General features: G+C 63.0%; 17 protein-coding genes. 13 read left to right on the plus strand and 4 right to left on the minus strand.

Annotated features, from left to right (window positions below):
- Positions 1–22 precede the first annotated feature (22 nt).
- Genes ACYG97_RS25955 through ACYG97_RS25965 form a run of 3 tightly spaced genes read left to right on the plus strand, consistent with a single transcriptional unit; the run spans position 23 to position 1,974 of the window.
- Positions 23–880: a bifunctional allantoicase/(S)-ureidoglycine aminohydrolase gene (locus ACYG97_RS25955; protein ID WP_460221618.1), complete on the plus strand. Its 858-nt coding sequence runs from the start codon at positions 23–25 to the stop codon at positions 878–880.
- Entirely contained in the window at positions 877–1,377 is a 501-nt protein-coding gene (locus ACYG97_RS25960; RefSeq protein WP_023732614.1) for an ureidoglycolate lyase, read from the plus strand. The genes ACYG97_RS25955 and ACYG97_RS25960 overlap by 4 nt, the downstream gene beginning before the upstream one ends.
- 3 nt (positions 1,378–1,380) lie before the next feature.
- The gene (locus ACYG97_RS25965) at positions 1,381–1,974 is read left to right on the plus strand and encodes a nucleoside deaminase (RefSeq protein WP_023732613.1); all 594 of its coding nucleotides are present in this window, start codon (positions 1,381–1,383) and stop codon (positions 1,972–1,974) included.
- 10 nt (positions 1,975–1,984) lie between these two features.
- On the opposite strand, the gene ACYG97_RS25970 is transcribed toward ACYG97_RS25965, so the two are convergent.
- A complete protein-coding gene (locus ACYG97_RS25970) occupies positions 1,985–2,296 on the minus strand; it encodes a BrnA antitoxin family protein (protein ID WP_023671384.1) in 312 nt (103 codons plus the stop codon).
- Positions 2,283–2,537: a BrnT family toxin gene (locus ACYG97_RS25975; protein WP_023732612.1), complete on the minus strand. Its 255-nt coding sequence runs from the start codon at positions 2,535–2,537 to the stop codon at positions 2,283–2,285. Before ACYG97_RS25975 ends, ACYG97_RS25970 begins: the two co-directional genes overlap by 14 nt.
- A gap of 182 nt (positions 2,538–2,719) precedes the next feature.
- Between ACYG97_RS25975 and ACYG97_RS25980 the strand changes: the two genes are divergently transcribed.
- The 9 genes from ACYG97_RS25980 (at position 2,720) to ACYG97_RS26020 (ending at position 13,758) form a co-directional block, all read left to right on the plus strand.
- Positions 2,720–4,705, plus strand: coding sequence for a CocE/NonD family hydrolase (locus ACYG97_RS25980; protein ID WP_023732611.1), 1,986 nt, complete (start codon positions 2,720–2,722; stop codon positions 4,703–4,705).
- Positions 4,706–4,859: 154 nt separating this feature from the next.
- Positions 4,860–6,446 (plus strand): ABC transporter substrate-binding protein, encoded by a 1,587-nt coding sequence (locus tag ACYG97_RS25985; protein WP_023671387.1) that lies wholly within the window; start codon positions 4,860–4,862, stop codon positions 6,444–6,446.
- 16 nt (positions 6,447–6,462) lie between these two features.
- Positions 6,463–7,422 carry an ABC transporter permease gene (locus ACYG97_RS25990; protein WP_023671388.1) on the plus strand — a complete coding sequence of 320 codons (960 nt, stop codon included), beginning with the start codon at positions 6,463–6,465 and terminating at the stop codon, positions 7,420–7,422.
- 9 nt (positions 7,423–7,431) lie between these two features.
- Positions 7,432–8,256 carry an ABC transporter permease gene (locus ACYG97_RS25995; RefSeq protein WP_023671389.1) on the plus strand — a complete coding sequence of 275 codons (825 nt, stop codon included), beginning with the start codon at positions 7,432–7,434 and terminating at the stop codon, positions 8,254–8,256.
- Positions 8,256–9,911, plus strand: coding sequence for an ABC transporter ATP-binding protein (locus ACYG97_RS26000; RefSeq protein ID WP_023695964.1), 1,656 nt, complete (start codon positions 8,256–8,258; stop codon positions 9,909–9,911). The genes ACYG97_RS25995 and ACYG97_RS26000 overlap by 1 nt, the downstream gene beginning before the upstream one ends.
- Before the next feature lie 64 nt (positions 9,912–9,975).
- Positions 9,976–10,881, plus strand: coding sequence for an alkaline phosphatase family protein (locus ACYG97_RS26005; protein WP_023732610.1), 906 nt, complete (start codon positions 9,976–9,978; stop codon positions 10,879–10,881).
- Between the two features lie 222 nt (positions 10,882–11,103).
- Entirely contained in the window at positions 11,104–11,670 is a 567-nt protein-coding gene (locus tag ACYG97_RS26010) for a sigma-70 family RNA polymerase sigma factor (RefSeq protein ID WP_023683483.1), read from the plus strand.
- Between the two features lie 14 nt (positions 11,671–11,684).
- On the plus strand, positions 11,685–12,353 hold the full coding sequence (locus ACYG97_RS26015; RefSeq protein ID WP_023732609.1) for a hypothetical protein: 669 nt from the start codon (positions 11,685–11,687) through the stop codon (positions 12,351–12,353).
- Positions 12,343–13,758, plus strand: a complete 1,416-nt coding sequence (locus tag ACYG97_RS26020; protein WP_023732608.1) for a S8 family serine peptidase — start codon at positions 12,343–12,345, stop codon at positions 13,756–13,758. Before ACYG97_RS26015 ends, ACYG97_RS26020 begins: the two co-directional genes overlap by 11 nt.
- Positions 13,759–13,784: 26 nt before the next feature.
- Here the strand turns inward: ACYG97_RS26020 and ACYG97_RS26025 are convergent, their stop codons facing one another.
- Both ACYG97_RS26025 and ACYG97_RS26030 read right to left on the minus strand, forming a co-directional pair.
- A complete protein-coding gene (locus tag ACYG97_RS26025; protein ID WP_023732607.1) occupies positions 13,785–15,131 on the minus strand; it encodes an NAD(P)/FAD-dependent oxidoreductase in 1,347 nt (448 codons plus the stop codon).
- A gap of 165 nt (positions 15,132–15,296) precedes the next feature.
- On the minus strand, positions 15,297–16,319 hold the full coding sequence (locus ACYG97_RS26030; protein WP_023732606.1) for a substrate-binding domain-containing protein: 1,023 nt from the start codon (positions 16,317–16,319) through the stop codon (positions 15,297–15,299).
- A 365-nt stretch (positions 16,320–16,684) separates the two neighbouring features.
- Between ACYG97_RS26030 and ACYG97_RS26035 the strand changes: the two genes are divergently transcribed.
- Positions 16,685–18,037: an ABC transporter substrate-binding protein gene (locus ACYG97_RS26035; protein ID WP_023732605.1), complete on the plus strand. Its 1,353-nt coding sequence runs from the start codon at positions 16,685–16,687 to the stop codon at positions 18,035–18,037.
- Positions 18,038–18,159: the final 122 nt, after the last annotated feature.

Here is an 18,159-nt window from a genome sequence, read left to right on the forward strand (position 1 = left end):
GAGGGGTCAGGACCCAATGGATATGATCAAGACTGACCAGAAAACCTATTATGCACCGCATGGCGGCCATCCCGGCCAAAATGAGCTTTTGACCGGCCGCGCCGTCTTCACCGAGGCCTATGCCGTCATACCGAAGGGAGTGATGCAGGACATCGTCACCAGCCCACTGCCGTTCTGGGACGAGACCAGGGCCTGGATCATCGCCAGGCCGCTTTCGGGTTTCGCCGAGACATTTTCGCAGTACATCGTCGAGGTCCTGCCCGGCGGCGGCAGCGACCGGCCCGAGCCGGACGCCGGCGCCGAGGGCGTGCTGTTCGTGGTTGAGGGCGAGTTGACCGTTTCGCTGGCCGGCAAGAAGCACGTGCTGCAAGCCGGCGGTTTTGCCTTCCTGCCGCCGGACAGCGGCTGGACGGTGCGCAACGAAGGTCGCGACGCCGTACGCTTCCACTGGATCAGGAAGGCCTATGAGGCCGTCGACGGCATCGACGCGCCGGAAGTCCTGTTCAGCAGTGACCAGCAAATGGCGCCGACGCCGATGCCCGGCACCGAGGGTCGCTGGGCGACGACCCGTTTCGTCGATCCAGCCGACATGCGCCACGACATGCATGTCACCATCGTTACGCTCGAGCCTGGCGCCGTCATCCCGTTTGCCGAGACGCATGTCATGGAGCACGGGCTCTATGTCTTGGAAGGCAAGGCGGTCTACCGCCTCAACCAGGACTGGGTCGAGGTCGAGGCCGGCGACTTCATGTGGCTGCGCGCCTTCTGCCCGCAGGCCTGCTACGCGGGCGGCCCAGGCAAATTCCGCTATCTCCTTTACAAGGACGTCAACCGGCACGCCAAGCTCGGCGGGGCGGGCATTGGCGGTCGCGCGCGGTGACCCGCATCACAGCGCGGCCGCTGACGCGCGAAAGCTTTGCCGGCTTCGGCGATGTCATCGACATGGGCGGCGGCAATCACTACCCGATCAATGGCGGCAAGACCGAGCGCTACCACAATCTCGCCACCGCTGAAGCCGCGGGACCGAATGCCTGCGTGCTGATCTCGATGGCGCGCGGCACGCCTTACGACCTGCCGCTGAAGCTGACCATGGTCGAGCGCCATCCCTTAGGCAGCCAGGCGTTCATCCCGCTATCACCGCGGCCTTTCCTGGTCGTCGTCTGCCATGACGGCAAGGACGGTCCGCGCGAGCCGCACGCCTTCATCACCGCACCCGGGCAAGGCGTCAACTATCCGCGCAATCTCTGGCACGGCGTGCTGACGCCGCTCGGCGAAGCGCAGGATTTCGTCATCGTCGACCGCGGCGGTGACGGCTCCAACCTCGAAGAGTTCCATTTCTCGCACCCCTACGAAATCCATCTCCCCAACGAGACCTGAGAAATGACCGACATATCGCTGATCGACCGCCTGCTCGATGTCATCGAGCACGACATCGTGCCGAAAACGGCAGAGGGCGTGGCCCATGGGAACAAGCTGTTCGGCGCCGCCATCCTGCGGAAGGGCGACCGCTCGCTGGTGCTGGCCGAAACCAACAACGAGATGGAAAATCCGCTCTGGCATGGCGAGGTGCACTGCCTGAAGCGTTTCTATGAAATGCCGAAAGCCGAGCGCGTCGACACCAAGGACGCCGTCTTCATCGCCACGCATGAGCCCTGCTCGCTCTGCCTGTCGGCGATCACCTGGACCGGCTTCGACAATTTCTACTACCTCTTCAGCCACGAGGATTCACGCGACAGCTTTGCGATCCCGCACGATCTGAAAATCCTGAAAGAGGTCTTCACTCTTGATCCCGGCGGCTACAATGCCGAGAACACTTATTGGAAGAGTTTTTCCATTCGCAGGCTGGTGCGGGCGCTGCCCGAGGCCGAGCGCGGCCGGCTTGAGGCAAGGATCGGCAATATTTCCACCCGCTACGACGAACTGTCCGGCGCTTATCAGGCGCGCAAGTCCGAAAACGACATTCCGCTGAACTGACGCGGATTGCCTAGCCTACCTTCGCGTTTTTCAGCACCTCGTTGATCCTGGCCTGCCAGCCCTTGCCGGTCGCCTTGAATTTACTGATGACATCCTGATCCAGACGGATGGACACGACTTGCTTAGGCTTCTCCACGGCTGGCCGGCCACGAGCACGCCTTATGCTCTCGAAAAGTTCTGGAAACACTTCCGCGAAAGGCCTGGCTTGCGCCAACTGTTCGTCTGTCGTCTCCGCATCGTCGGGATCATCAACAATTTGTCTTTGAATTTCCACTTCCTCCGCATCGGTAAGCGGTCGAACACGCGATTTAGGATTGTTCATATACTGACCTTTCCTTTCGGCTGGCACGGCGCATCGAGATCACCGAAATCGCCTCCGAACCAAGCGGCTTGAAAATCACGGCCAGAATGATCTCTCCGAATTCGCCAATCGCCTTGAACCGGTCGGCCTTGGCTGGAAGGACGGTTGAAGTCGCAAAAAACTCAATATCGAGTTCGGCAAAATCGAGACCCCGGCTGTCCAGGTTCGTCACGCGCTTTGGCTCATCCCAAACGATGTTCAGGCGAAACCATCCTCATCACGTTGGGTTCAGGTAATAAATGTAATACATTAATTATAATCCTGCAACATCAGGGCAAAACAATCGGGCTACATATCGTGGCGTCGTCGCGGCGACACCGGCCGTCGCCCGTTTGACTTCATGACATGCCCGCTTCATGCGTCACTGACATCCTGGAGCATCGCATGAAAACCATCACCGAATTTCCCCGCAAGGTCATCGAATTCCCCGATATGGGCATCGTCATGCCGGATGGTTGCCGGCTGTCGGCGCGGGTGTGGATGCCGGACGATGCGAGCGAGGATCCGGTGCCGGCAATCCTTGAGCACCTGCCCTATCGCAAGCGCGACGGCACCATCTTTCGCGATCAACTGACGCATCCCTATTTTGCCGGCCACGGCTACGCCTCGATCCGCGTCGACATGCGCGGCAATGGCGATTCCGAAGGGCTGATGGACGACGAATATTCCGAGCAGGAATTGCAGGACGCCTGCGATGTGATTGCCTGGGCGGCAGCACAGCCCTGGTGCAATGGCAGTGTCGGCATGATGGGCATTTCCTGGGGCGGCTTCAACTGCCTGCAGGTGGCGGCCAAGCAGCCGCCGGCGCTGAAGGCGGTGATCAGCCTGTGCTCGACCGTCGACCGCTACGCCGACGACATCCACTACAAGGGCGGCTGCCTTTTGACGGAAAATTTCGGCTGGGCCTCGACCATGTTGTCCTATTCGTCGCGACCGCCGGATCCGCTGATTGCGGGCGACAACCGCTGGCGCGACCTCTGGCTGACGCGGCTGGAGAACCAGTCTTTCCTTCTGCCGCTCTGGCTCAGCCATCAGCATCGCGACGCCTATTGGAAACGCGGTTCGATCTGCGAGGATTTCTCCGCGGTCAAAGCCGCCGTGCTGTCGATCGGCGGCTGGCATGACGGCTACCGCAACACGATTTCGCATCTGGTCACCAACATCCAGGCGCCGGTGAAGGGCATTGTCGGGCCATGGATCCACAAATACCCGCATTATGCCGAACCCAAACCCGCCATCGGCTTCCTGCAGGAGGCGTTGCGCTGGTGGGACAGCTGGTTGAAGGGCGTCGACACCGGCGTCGAGGCCGACCCGGACTACCGCGCCTATGTCATGGACAGTGTGCGGCCGGCGCGCTGGCACCCGGAGCGGCCGGGCCGTTGGGTGGCCGAACAGGAATGGCCGTCTCCCAACATCAAGGTCGGGGCGATCGAACTCATTGCTGACGGCGTCAGGCCGGCGATCGTGGCGACCCCGCAAAGCTGCGGGCTCGCCGGCGGCGAATATTTTCCCTTCACCTTTGGCCCGGAACTGCCGGGCGACCAGCGCCCGGACGATGCGCTGTCCGTCTGCTTCGATCAGCCTGTGCTTGCCGAGACACTCGACATCGTCGGCGCGCCGGAGCTTCTCATCCGGGTGTCGTCCGATCGCCCGCAGGCGAACATCGCGGTTCGACTGTGCGACGTGCACCCCGACGGCGCCTCGGAACTGATCTCCTACGGCGTGCTCAACCTGACGCATCGTTCTTCGCACGAACAGCCGCAAGCGCTGGTGCCGGGCGAAACGGTTTCGGCGCGCGTTATTCTCGACCAGTGCGCCTACCGCGTGCCGGCCGGACACCGCCTGCGCATCGCGGTTTCCAATGCTTACTGGCCGATGATCTGGCCGTCGCCGGAGCCGGTGCGGCTCGACCTTTCAGCGGCGACGCTGAGGCTGCCGCTGCGCCCGCTCGCAAAAGCCGACGAGACCTCGTTCCAGTCTCCCGAAGGCGCAACACCCTGGGCAACCGCGACAGTTCGTGCAGCGAATTCCGAGCGTCACGTCGATCGCGATGAGAAGACCGGCATCGTCACGCTGTCGATCACGGATGATTTCGGAGAAGTGCGCGATCTCGCGCATGGACTGGCCAATGGCAGCATTGCCCGCGAGAGCTGGACGATCCACCCCGACGAGCCGCTGTCTGCCTCGGGTCGCACGCACTGGACGCAGACCTTGTCGCGAAACGGATGGTCGGTGCGCACCGAGACGTCGGCTGAAATGCGCTGCGATGCGCAAAACTTCATCGTCAGCGCCAGAATCGAAGCCTATGAGGGCGAAACGCTGGTTTTCGAACGCGATTTCGAAGAGACGATCCCGCGCGACCTGCTCTGAGCGTCGACCCGACTGGTCCAGTTGCGACGCACGATTTACGCCACGGCATGTCGCATTCCGTCTTGCTTACGGCTTTGCCTTCCGGTCAATATCCCTTTGGTAACAACAAGCAAAAAACGACCATAAGGTCGAACCAACAGAGTGAGGAACTCAAATGTCCAACGAACTCGAATATCTGAGCCGGCGCGTTGCGTCTGGCAAGCTGAGCCGTCGTGATTTCCTCGGCCGCGCCGCAGCACTCGGCGTCACAGCGCCCTTCGCCAATATGCTGCTTTCCAGTGCGGCTCGCGCGGAAGGCCCGGTCAAGGGCGGCACGCTGAAGGCCGGCCTCGTCGGCGGCGAATCCACGAACAGCCTGGACCCGGCTTTGTTCATGACGCAAGTGCCGTTCGCTTTTGGCAAGATGTGGGGCGAGCTGATCGTCGAGCTGTCCCCGGAAGGCAAACTCGAGAACCGCATCGCCGAAGAGATCGGCTCGTCGGACGACGCCAAGGTGTGGACGCTGAAAATCCGCGACGGCGTCGAATTCCACAACGGCAAGACGGTGACCGCTGAGGATGTGGCGGCAACCCTCGAGCGCCATTCCGATGAAAAATCGAAGTCCGGCGCGCTGGGCTACATGAAAGGCATCGACAGCATCAAGGCCAGTGGCAAGGAAGTCGTCCTGACGCTGAAGGAGGCCAACGCCGACCTTCCCTATCTCCTCAGCGACTACCACCTCATCGTCCAGCCCAACGGCGGCAAGGACAAGGCGGATGCCGGCATCTCGGCAGGACCCTACAAGGTCACCACCAACGAGCCCGGCGTGCGCCATGGCGGCGAGCGCTTCGCCAATTACTGGCAGGCCGACAAGATGGGCCATGCCGACCAGATCGAGATCATCGTCATCAACGACGCGACCGCGCGCACGGCGGCCCTGCAGGGCGGCCAGGTCAACATGATCAACCGCGTCGAGCCGAAGATCGTCGACCTCATCAAGCGCGTACCGGGCGTCACCATCCGCAACCATGCCGGCCCCGGCCACTACGTCTTCATCATGCATTGCAACACCGCGCCCTTCGACAACAGCGACCTGCGCATGGCGCTGAAGCTCGCGATCGACCGCGAAGAGATGCTGAACAAGGTGCTGCGCGGCTACGGCTCGCTCGGCAACGACTTCCCGATCAATTCGTCCTATCCGCTGTTTTCCGAGATCGAGCAGCGCAAATATGATCCCGACAAGGCCAAGTTCCACTACAAGAAGTCGGGCCATGACGGCACCGTGCTGCTGCGCACCTCCGACGTCGCCTTCCCGGGCGCGGTCGACGCCTCGCAGCTCTTCCAGCAGAGCGCGGCCAAGGCCGGCATCAAGATCGAGCTCAAGCGCGAGCCCGGCGACGGCTACTGGAACGAGGTCTGGAACAAGCAGCCCTTCTGCGCCTCCTATTGGGGCGGCCGCTCGACCCAGGACCAGATGTACTCGACTGCCTATCTGTCGACCGCCGACTGGAACGACACCCGTTTCAAGCGTCCGGACTTCGACAAGCTGGTGCTGGCCGCACGCGCCGAACTCGACGAGACCAAGCGCAAGCAGATGTACCACGACATGGCCGTGCTGGTGCGCGACGAGGGCGGCCTGATCCTGCCGATGTTCAATCAGTTCATCGATGCGACAGGCGCTAAGGTCGGCGGCTGGGTAGACGATCCGCATCAGGAGCTGATGAACGGCTACGCGCTGGCGAAGTGCTGGCTCGAAGCCTGAGCCCGGCTTTGCGGATATGTCCTCACCCGTCGTGAAACTTGTGGCCCAGCGCGTTGCGCTGGGCATCGTCCTCTTGCTGGCCGTTTCGGTCCTGATCTTCGCCGGCACCCAGATCCTGCCCGGCGACGTCGCGCAAGCCATTCTCGGACAGTCGGCGACGCCGGAATCGCTCGCCAATCTGCGCGAGCAGCTCGGCCTGAATCAGCCGGCTTACATCAGGTATTTCCATTGGCTAGGCGGTGTGCTCACCGGCGATCTTGGCACGGCGATGTCGAGCGGCCAGGATATTGCCACGTCGATCAAGGGGCGGCTGTGGAACACGCTGTTCCTCGCCTTCTGGGCTGCGATCGTGGCCGTGCCGCTGGCCATCATCCTCGGCCTGATCGCCGTGCGTTACCGCAATGGCTGGGTCGACAAGCTGATCTCCGGCCTGGCGCTCGCCTCGACATCTTTCCCGGAATTCTTCATCGGCTATGTGCTCGTCTATTTCTTTGCCGTGAAGTATCAATGGTTCCCGGCCATTTCCACGGTCTATGACGGCATGCCGTTCGGTGAGCGCATGCAGGCGATCGCGTTGCCGGCCACCGCGCTGACGCTGGTTGTGCTGGCGCATATGATGCGCATGACCCGCGCGGCCATCCTCAACGTCATGCAGTCGGCCTATGTCGAGACGGCAGAACTGAAAGGCCTGTCGGCCTTCAACGTCATCCGCAAGCATGCTTTCCCCAATGCCATAGCGCCGATCATCAACGTCGTCATGCTCAACCTCGCCTACCTCATCGTCGGCGTCGTCGTGGTCGAGGTGATCTTCGTCTATCCCGGCATGGGACAATATCTGGTCGACCACGTCACCAAGCGCGACGTGCCGGTGGTGCAGGCGGTCGGCCTGGTCTTCGCCGCCGTTTATATCAGCCTGAACATCATTGCGGACATCGGGGCGATTGTCGCCAATCCGCGCCTCAGACATCCGAAATAGGCGGCGGGCATGCTCGACATCAAACGCATCCCCATCCCCGCGCTGATCGGCATCGTGCTGACGGCTATGTTCGTGTTGGCGGCAGTTTTCGCACCGTTGATCGCACCGTACGGCAATGCCGAAATCGTCGGCGACGTCTGGGAACCGATGACGGCGGCACATTTGCTGGGCACCGACAATCTCGGTCGCGATCTTCTGTCGCGCATGATCTACGGCGCTCGCATCACGCTGTTCATTGCGGTGCTGGCCACCGCGCTGTCATTCTCGCTCGGCGCCATCCTCGGCTTTTCGGCGGCGGTGTTCGGCGGCTGGTTCGACACGCTGCTGTCGCGCCTTGTCGATCTGCTGATGTCGATCCCGACCTTGATCATGGCGCTCGTCGTGCTTTCGGTGCTGCCGACCAACCTGGTGACGCTGATCCTGGTGATGGGCGTCCTCGACTCGACCCGCGTCTACCGGCTGTCGCGCGCGGTGGCCGTCGACATCAACGTCATGGATTATGTCGAGGCCGCCAAGCTGCGGGGCGAAGGCAGCGGCTGGATCATCTTCCGCGAGATCCTGCCCAACGCGCTTTCGCCGCTGGTCTCGGAACTTGGTCTGCGCTTCATCTACGCGGTGCTGTTCTTGTCGACGCTCTCCTTTCTCGGGCTTGGCGTGCAACCGCCGGATGCCGACTGGGGCGGCATGGTCAAGGAGAACAAGGACGGCATCGTCTTCGGTATCGGGGCGGCACTCATTCCCGCCGCGGCGATCGCGGCACTGGCGATTTCGGTCAATCTGGTCGCCGATTGGGTGCTCAACCGCACGACAAGCCTGAAGGGAGGACGCGGGTGATGGCTGACACAAAAGCAAAGCCCGGCCTGCTGCTCGATATCCGCAATCTGCGCATCGAAGCGACAGTGTTTCCGCCCGGCGAGGCGCCGAAGAACATCGTTTTGGTCCACGATGTCTCGCTGACGCTGGAAAAGGGCAAGGTGCTCGGCCTGATCGGCGAGTCCGGCGCCGGCAAGTCGACCATCGGCCTGTCGTCGATGGGCTATGGCCGTGGCGGCGTGCGCATCACCGGCGGAGAGGTGCTGCTCAACGGCCGCGATATTCTCAAGGGCGGCAAGGAAGGTTTCCGCAAATTGCGCGGCCGCGAGGTCTGCTATGTCGCGCAGTCGGCGGCCGCCGCCTTCAATCCGGCGCACAAGCTGATGGACCAGGTGGTGGAAGCAACGCTGCTGCACGGCACGGCGACACGCGCCGAGGCAGAGAAACGTGCCGTGGCGTTGTTCAAGAAGCTCAGCCTGCCGAACCCCGAAACCATCGGCGAACGCTTCCCGCACCAGGTCTCCGGCGGCCAGTTGCAGCGCGTGATGACGGCGATGGCGCTGTGTTCGGAACCCGACCTGATCGTCTTCGACGAGCCGACCACGGCGCTCGACGTGACGACGCAGATCGACGTGCTGGCGGCGATCAAGGACGCCATCCGCGACACCCATGTCGCGGCGCTCTACATCACCCACGATCTTGCCGTCGTCGCCCAGGTCTCGGACGAGATCATGGTGCTGCGCCATGGCAGGTTGGTCGAATGGGGCGGCACCCGCCAGATCATCAAGGAGCCGCGCCAGGAATACACCAATGCGCTGGTCTCGGTGCATGAGATCGAGCATGCCGAGCAGAAGCCCGGCGCCGCGCCGTTCCTGTCGGTCAAGAACGTCACCGCCGCTTACGGCGGCAGCCACGTCAAGGTGCTGAAGAACGTCTCTGTCGACATCTATCCGGGACAGACGCTGGCCGTCGTCGGTGAATCCGGCTCCGGCAAGTCGACGCTGGCGCGCGCCATCACCGGGCTGTTGCCGCCGGAAGAAGGCACCGTCACCTTCGACGGCAGGCCGCTCGCCAACAGGCTTGCCGACCGGCCGAAGGAGGATCTGCGGCAATTGCAGATGATCTACCAGATGGCCGACGTGGCGATGAACCCGCGCCAGACCGTCGGCACCATCATCGGCCGGCCGCTGGAATTCTACTTCGGCATACGCGGTCGCGAGCGCGACAAGCGCGTCGCCGAACTGCTCGACGAGATCGAGATGGGCAAGGGCTTTCTCGATCGTTATCCGGCCGAACTCTCCGGAGGCCAGAAACAGCGCGTCTGTATCGCCCGCTCGCTCGCCGCCAAGCCCAAGCTGATCATCTGCGACGAGGTGACATCGGCGCTCGACCCGCTGGTGGCCAACGGCATTCTCAAGCTGCTGCTCAACCTGCAGCAGCACGAGAAGGTCGCCTACCTCTTCATCACCCACGATCTGGCGACGGTGAAGTCGATCGCCGATTCGATCGCGGTGATGTATCGCGGCGAGGTGGTGCGCTACGGCGCCAAGAGCAAGGTGCTGACGCCGCCCTTCGACGCCTATACCGACCTGCTGCTGTCGTCCGTTCCCGAGATGGAGATCGGCTGGCTGGAAAAGGCGATCAAGGGACGGCGCATGGCGAGCGCGGGGAACTAGTAGGGAATTCGCGGCCTTTGTCGCGAAAACTTCCTTCAACGGCAAAAGCTTTCCGGAGCCGCCCATGGCGCTCAAGACCAAACTGCTGCTCATCATTCTCGACGGCGTGCCCTACCGGAACTGGCGCCGGCTGATGGGCAATCTCGAGGGCTGGGTGCAGTCGGGCGAGGCGCAGGTGTGGAAGATGCGCTCGGTGCTGCCGTCGACCTCGGCCTGCTGCTATGCCTCGATCCACACCGGGGTTTCGCCGCAGGAGCACGGCATCCTATCCAACGAGAACCGTTTTCTCGTCAATAAGCCGGATATTTTCTCCGAGGTCAGCAAGGCCGGCGGCAAGACCGGCGCAGTGACGCATTCCTACTGGTCCGAATTCTTCCGTTCCTATCCGTTCGATCTGGTCGAGGACATGGAGTATGACGAGCCCAACGGACCGATCGCGCATGGCCGCTTCCACACCATGACCGGCTATAATGCCCGCAACCAGATGACGCCGAGCGATGTCGACCTGTTTGCGACGCTGACCATGCTGACCCGGCGCCATGCCATCGACTACGGGATCCTGCACACCTGCACGCTCGATTCGATGGGCCATCGCTTCGGCCATGACTGCCACGAAATGGACCATGCCTGCTATGCGATGGACGGCATGCTGGCAGCCTTCCTGCCGGGCTGGCGGCAAGCCGGTTACGAGGTGATCGTAACCGCCGACCACGGCCAGACAGACCGCGGCCATCATGGCGGCCGCGACGATGAAATGCAGGATTTCGCGCTGTATTATTTCGGAGCCGGCAAAGGGCCGGATCCGGACACGCTGCTTGATCAGCTGCAACTGGCGCCGACGGTGCTGAAGCGGCTGGGTGTGCCGGTGCCGGAGACCATGAAGGCTAAGCCGTTTTTTGGGGTGACGGAGGTCGTCGCTGAGCCGCCGTTCGCTACCCCCTCTCCCCGTCACTATACGGGGAGAGGGTAAGGGTGAGGGGCAGCGCAACATCAAACATAAATACCCCAACGCCGGTGCCGCCCCTCATCCGGCTGCCGCCACCTTCTCCCCGTATAGTGACGGGGAGAAGGGAGACACTCTGGCAACACTCACCTTCTTCGGTTAGCTTCGCCAAAATTCCTTGGCGGAAGGATGAACCTTTTTGAACCTATCGGCGACAGAGCAGACAGGAGCCAGGCGGCTCGACCGGCCATGACGGCAGCGACCGAGACTGATCGCGCGCTTGTCGACCGGGTCGCGAAGGGCGACCGTGCCGCTGTTCGGCTGCTGTTCATGCGTCACCACGCGCGGGTCTATCGCTTCGTGGTGCGCCAGACGGGATCGGAAATGATGGCCGACGATATCGCAAACGAGGTCTTTCTCGAGCTGTGGCGCCAGGCGCCCGGTTTCGAAGGGCGCTCGGAAGTCTCGACATGGCTGCTCGGCATCGCCCGGTTCAAGGCGCTGTCGATGCTTCGCAAGAAAAAAGAAGACTGGATCGATGACGACGATGCGGCGCAGGTTCCCGACGGCGCCGACACGCCGGAAGTCGCCACCATGAAGGAAGACAAGGGCGCCGCTTTGCGGCGCTTCGTCGATGCCTTGCCGGAGGAACACCGCTCGGTGATCGACCTTGCCTATTACCATGGACAGTCGGTGACGGAGATTGGCGAGGTGCTCGGCATCCCGGTCGCCACCGTCAAGACCCGAATGTTCTACGCCCGCAAGAAACTCGGCGAAGCCCTCAAGGCCGCCGGTTACGACAGGGGGTGGCCATGAGCAATCCTGAAGATATGAGCGCCGCTGAAAATATGTCGCGCCGCGACGAAATGGAAACGCTGCTGCCGTTCTACCTGAACGGCTCGCTCGAAGGCTCGGACCTCGAAGCCGTCGAGGAATGGCTGGCGAGCGATCCGGCGGCGATGGCGGCGCTTGGCGAGGCTGAGGCGGAATTCTCCGGCGCCACCGCCGCCAACGAGGCGATCCGGCCGCCGGCCGATGCGCTCAGCCGCTTTGCCAGGGCGCTCGACGCCGAAGCCGGACCGGTCCGCGCTCCCGCGGGCCGTTCCTGGCTGGCGCAGGCACTCGGCCGTTTCATGGCGGTGCCGGTCGGTATCGCCTGGGCGGCAGCGGCGGTGCTGCTGGCGTTGGTCGTGGTGCAGTCCTACGTGCAGACCGGCGGCAAGAGCCATGATTTCGAGATTGCCGGCGCCGAGGATGATCTGGCGAAACTGCCGTTCGCGCTGGTCAAGTTCAAGCCGGATGCGAAGATGTCCGACATCGCTGTCTTCCTCGACCAGAACGCGCTGAAGATCGCCGGCGGGCCGGCCGCCTCGGGCGTCTTCCGCATTGCCATCCCGGTCAAGACCGGAGCAGACTACACCAGGCTCGTCGGCCTTATTGCCGCCCAGCCTTTCACGGAGACCGTGATCGAGGGAAGGAAACCCGTTGATGGCAGCTAGGGTGGTCATTCGATTTGCGGCGATCCTGGTGGCGGCGACGACAATCGTCGCCGTGCCGGCGTCGGCGCAGACCAATGATCCCAATGCCGGCCGGGCCGACTGCACCGACGCGGCCGGAGCGGCGGCTGCCGACTGCCCGAAAGACGGCAATAAGGCCAAGGGCGGCGCAGGCGAATCAGGCGCAGTTACCCTTCCGGCCCTGATCGTCGACCTGTTTCCCAACCCACCGGCTCCCGTAGCGCCCGTGCCGACGCCACGGCCGTCAGCGCCGCCTGCCGACACGCAGGCCGGGCCACCCGCCGGCGGGGCGATCGTTTCGCCGACCGATCTTGTCGCGACCGCGCCGCGCCGTGCCATCGCCGGCGAGTTCGTGCCCGACGAGGTGCTGGTGACCGTCGACGGCGATGCCGGCGCCGTCCAGCAGATCGCCGCCTCCTTCGGCCTTGAAGTGCGCTCGCAGCGCCAGTCGCGGCTGCTCGGCACCACACTGGTGCGCTTCGGCATTCCCGACGGCCGCCCGGTCGGCGCCGTGCTGGCGCAGCTGGCCGCCGATGGCCGCACCCTGCGGCGCGAGCCAAACCATATCTATTCGCTGCAGCAGGCGGCCGGCATCGTCAACTATGCCTTCGAGCGCATTCAGCTCGACAACAAGCAAGCCAGTGGCGAAAACGTGCGCATCGCCGTCATCGACACCGGCATAGACGACACCAATCCGGCGCTGTCCGGCGTCATTGCCGACCAGTTCGACGCCATGCCCAACGTGCCGGTCGAAAAGCGTGACCACGGTACCTCGGTCGACGGGCTGATCGCCGGCGTCGGCGCGCTCGAAGGCATGGCGCCCGGCGCCAGGATCTCTCACGCCCGCGCCTTCGAGGACGGCAAGTCGACCATGGATGTCATCCTGTCGGCGCTCGACTGGGCGGCGGACCAGAATGTCAGCATCATCAATATGAGTTTCGTCGGCCCCAAGAACGATCTGCTCGCCACCGCCTGCCGCAATGCGCGCGGGCTCGGCATCATCCTGGTCGCTGCTGCCGGCAACAACGGGCCGAAAGCGCCCTATGGCTACCCCGCCGCCTATGACGGCGTGATCGCGGTCACCGCCACCGACGCCAAGGACGGGCTGATGCAGCAGGCCAATCGCGGCGCTTATGTCTTCATCTCGGCGCCCGGCGTCGAGATGGTGGCGCCGAGCGGCGCCGGCTCTGACGTCGTCACCGGCACCTCATTTGCCGCCGCGATCGTGTCCGGCGCAATCGCCAACCTGATCCACGCCTCACCCGAGCGCTCGGCCGACGATATCGAAAAGGCGCTGGCCGCCACCGCCAGGGACCTTGGCCCGAAGGGACGGGACAATGATTTCGGTTATGGGCTGCTGGATACGAAGGCGGCGGCGAACAAGTAAACCGGGCGAATTTCGCGCCACCCAATTCAGAGCGCCGGACCCAGCCGGACAGGGCTGCCATCATGGAAGCGAGACAGCCGGAAGCGGCTGAGGTCGTGCCCGGTCTGGTTTCCCTGGATCATGTCGGCAACGACCCGGCCTATGCCAGGCCCGATGCCGAAGCCGTGACCGCTCATTCCCGTCGCGACGAAAAGACGGCCGACGGCCTGCACATGATCCACGATGGGGACGACGTCCGGCATGGCGTCGATCATGCCGCCCCAGCCTGCCTTCAGGCGAACTGCTTCGAACTGTGGAAAAAGACACCCGAAGTTACGTTCTATCGAACGCAGACCGGCTCGTTCAGGGGGCGGGTTCAGCACTCGCATTTTTTCGAAAGGACTGACGGAATCCGGCACCCAATCGCGCGGCGTCGACCAGGCATCAGGGTAGCCTGACGGGGCGAACGGAAAGTAGCGCGTCCCGAACGGATTGTCCCTGAGGGCGGGAAGGTATTTGGTGGCGTGCCGGAATGCGTCAGGCCCCAGGTAAAGCAAATGGCTGCCGCCCGCGGCGAGCGTATATCCGCCATCCTGCCTGCGCCGGAACGCGATGTGTTCGTCGGCGGCCGCACCTGCATTGACCTCAGGCATGGGCTCCGTTGCGGCTGCGGTTACTCTGACGCTGAGCTGGGGGATGGAGATGCCGTGTCTGCGCAAGAACAGAGATGACCAGGCGCCGCCGGCGACCAGCACGCTGGAGGCCTCGACATACCCCGCCTCGGTCCACACGCCCTTGATCTTGCCGCCTGAGATTTCGAGGGTTCGCGCCGCACAATTCTCGACGATTTTGACGCCTTTTCGCGCGGCGAGCCGGGCAAGTGCCGGCACTGCCAGCCAAGGCTCCGCGCGCATGTCGGAGGGCGTCGTCATCGCGCCCTTGAATTTGCGCGACATGCCTTTGATGAGTGCCGCGGTTTCGTCTGCATCCAGGAGACGCGTGTCGAGCGCATGCGTCGCGGCGATTTTCATGAACGCTTCGAAGCCGGCCATGTCCTTGTCGGTGTTCGCGAGGTAGGTCACACCTGTCTGGGTCAGGCCGATGTCCTCGCCACATTCCTCAGCCAGTTGCCGCCACAGGCGAATAGCCTCGATGACGATGGGCAGCTCGTCGGCGTCGCGTCCCTGCTTTCGAATCCAGCCCCAGTTTCGGGACGACTGTTCGGCCGCAATGCGTCCTTTTTCCAGCAGCGTCACCGGGATGTTCCGCTGTGCCAGGAAAAGCGCCGTCGTCACACCGATGATGCCGCCACCGACAATGACCACCTCCGACGTTTTCGGCGGTGGGCCAGGATGCCGGATTGGATCCGTTTCGGAGAACGGGAATATGGGCAAGTGGCGCACCCTGAGGACTGGTTGATGGCTCTGGCTTACTGGTTGCCACCCACTCGAAGCCAAATCAAGGACAGGTCCAGGCAGACCGTTGTCCCAACAAAGTCAATCTATCTGCGGGCAACATCCACAAGGGTGAACTTGCCCAGCGGAGCGATGGATTAATCCCTAGACGGGGGCGCCTGCGACCGAACCCCTCACCACCAGATCGACTGGCCAGACCTCGCCTCGCGCCCCTTCTTCCAAGCCGGAAATGCGCGCTGCCAGGCGTTCGGCGATGCGGGCGCCGGCGAGGCGGATCGACGAGCGCGTCGTCGACAGCGGCACGGAAAAATTCTCCGGCTTCAGCCATGGAAAGACGTCGTCATGGGCAATCAACGACAGGTCGCCGGGAATGGTCAGGCCAAGGTCGCGCACCGCGCGCACGACGCCGAGCGACATGATCAGGCTGGAGCAGGCGATCGCCGTCGGCCGCTCGCTCTGTTCGAGCAGGCGCCTGGCGGCGCGATAGCCGTTCTCCTCGGTCATCGTCACCGAGCAGACATGGCGCTCGCCGAGCGTCAGGCCGCTCGCGGCCAGCGCCCTGCGCATGCCGCGCTCGCGGTGGATGGCGAAGGTCTCGCGGTCGTCGCCATTGATCAGCGCCAGCCGGCGGTGGCCGAGCTGAACCAGCAGCCGGGCGGCGTCGTGGAAGCCGCCCTCATTGTCGATGTCGGTGAAGGGATAGTCGAAATCGAAGCCTTCGCTGCGGCCATGGACGATGAAGGGAATGCCGAGCGTGTTGACCAGCGCCACCCGCCGGTCGGCCGGGCGCGGCGAGGAGATGTAGACGGCGTCGACCTGGCGGTTGGCGACGATGCGGCGATAGGTGGTTTCCTGGTCGTCGGCATCGGCCGGCGACAGCACTAGGTCGAGTTCGTGCGAGCGGGCATAGTCGCCGAGGCCGGAGAGGAATTCGACGAAATGCGGGTCTATGTCGACGGAGGCGCCCGTCGGCAGGACATAGCCGATCATGCCCGTCTTGCCGGTCGCCAGCCGGCGCGCGCTCGGGTTGGGACGGTAGCCGTGGCGCTTGGCGGCATCCACCACACGCCGGCGGGTTTCCTCGTTGACCTCGGGATAGCCGTTCAGCGCACGGCTTACCGTTGTCTGCGACAGAGCAAGCATATGAGAGAGCTGCTTCAGGTTCACCGGGAGGTCTCCAAGCCTCAAAGCGGTTTTAATTTTTAATCTCTGTGGCCGCCAAGACGAGCGCAACGGAACCGGGCGACCATACGCACTGGTCCGGCCAGTTTGAAGCAAAATGTGCTGTTGCAGCGCGAAAATACTATGCTGCAGCGCACTTTAACAACGTCTCGCGACTAAAATTAAATCGATTAGCCCACCGCCCTCTTGACTTCCAGACGATTCAATGGCGAGATCAAAAAGGCCAAAGCGCTTTGGAAGACTCTTCGAAAGGTTGCGGTTCCTTACTGAACGAGTCACAGTCCTGCAGCGTCGGCGGGCGGAATGGAGGTTCCGTCCGGGTGTATGTGTCCACACTGGGAGGAATACCGATGAAGAAGATGCTTCTGCTTGGCGCAGCGTTTGCCACGCTCGTGTCCCTGCCGGCGCAAGCCGAACTGAAGTTCAAGCCCGGGGAAGACAAGCGCTTCAACTGGGCCAATTACGAAGAGCTGAAGAAGGTCGATCTCAAGGGCGAGACGCTGACCATCTTCGGGCCCTGGCGCGGCGAGGACGAAGGCCTCATCCGCACTGTTCTCGAATATTTTCAGGAAGCCACCGGCGCCGAGATCAAATACTCCTCGTCGGAAAATTACGAACAGCAGATCGTCATCGATACCCAGGCCGGCAGCCCGCCCAATATCGCCGTACTGCCGCAACCGGGCCTGATCCAGGATCTGGCGTCCAAGGGCCTTTTGACGCCGCTGGGCGACGACACCGCCAAATGGATCAAGGACAATTACGGCGCCGGCCAGTCATGGGTCGATCTCGGCACCTTCAAGGACAAGGACGGCAAGCCGGGCTTCTTCGCCTTCCCCTACAAGGCCGACGTGAAATCGCTGGTCTGGTATTCGCCCGACAATTTCGAGGAAGCCGGCTACAAGGTTCCCAAGACCCAGGAAGAGCTCGCCGACCTCGAGAAGAAGATCATCGCCGACGGCGGCACGCCGTGGTGCATCGGCCTCGGCTCAGGCGGCGCTACCGGCTGGCCGGCGACCGACTGGGTCGAAGACATCATGCTGCGCACCCAGGCGCCCGACGTGTATGACAAGTGGGTAAAGAACGAGATCCCGTTCAACGATCCGGCGGTGGTCAACGCCATCGACATTTTCGGCAAGATCGCGACCGACGACAAGATGGTCGACGGTGGGGCCAAGGCGGTTGCCGCGACCGACTTCCGCGACAGCCCGAAGGGCCTCTTCTCGGTGCCGCCGAAATGCTACCTGCACCATCAGGCATCGTTCATCCCGACCTTCTTCCCGGAAGGCACAAAGGTTGGACAGGACGCCGACTTCTTCTACTTCCCGCCCTATGCATCCAAGCCCGAGCTGGGCACGCCTGTGCTCGGCGCCGGCACGCTGGCCATGATCACCAAGGATTCGAAGGGTGCACGCGCGTTCATCGAATTCCTGAAAATGCCGCTGGCGCATGAAATCTGGATGGCCCAGGGCGGCTTCGTCACGCCGCTCAAGTCGGTCAACAAGGATGCCTATGCCAGCGACGCGCTGAAGAAGCAGGGCGATATCCTCGCCAATGCCTCGACCTTCCGCTTCGACGGTTCGGACCTGATGCCGGGCAAGATCGGCGCCGGCGCCTTCTGGACCGGCATGATCGATCTGGTCGGCGGCAAGTCGGCGCAGGATGTCGCCACCGACATCCAGAAGAGCTGGGACGCTATCAAGTAGTCAGCTGGCAAGCAGTCAACTGGCAAGTAACCACTGCCAAGTAATCAGCCGCTTTGGCGGCAAATTCAGGACTTCCTCCACAGACTGGATCCGGGCCGCTATGGCCCGGATCCGACCGGCGC

It is taken from the genome of Mesorhizobium sp. W067 (assembly GCF_054719525.1).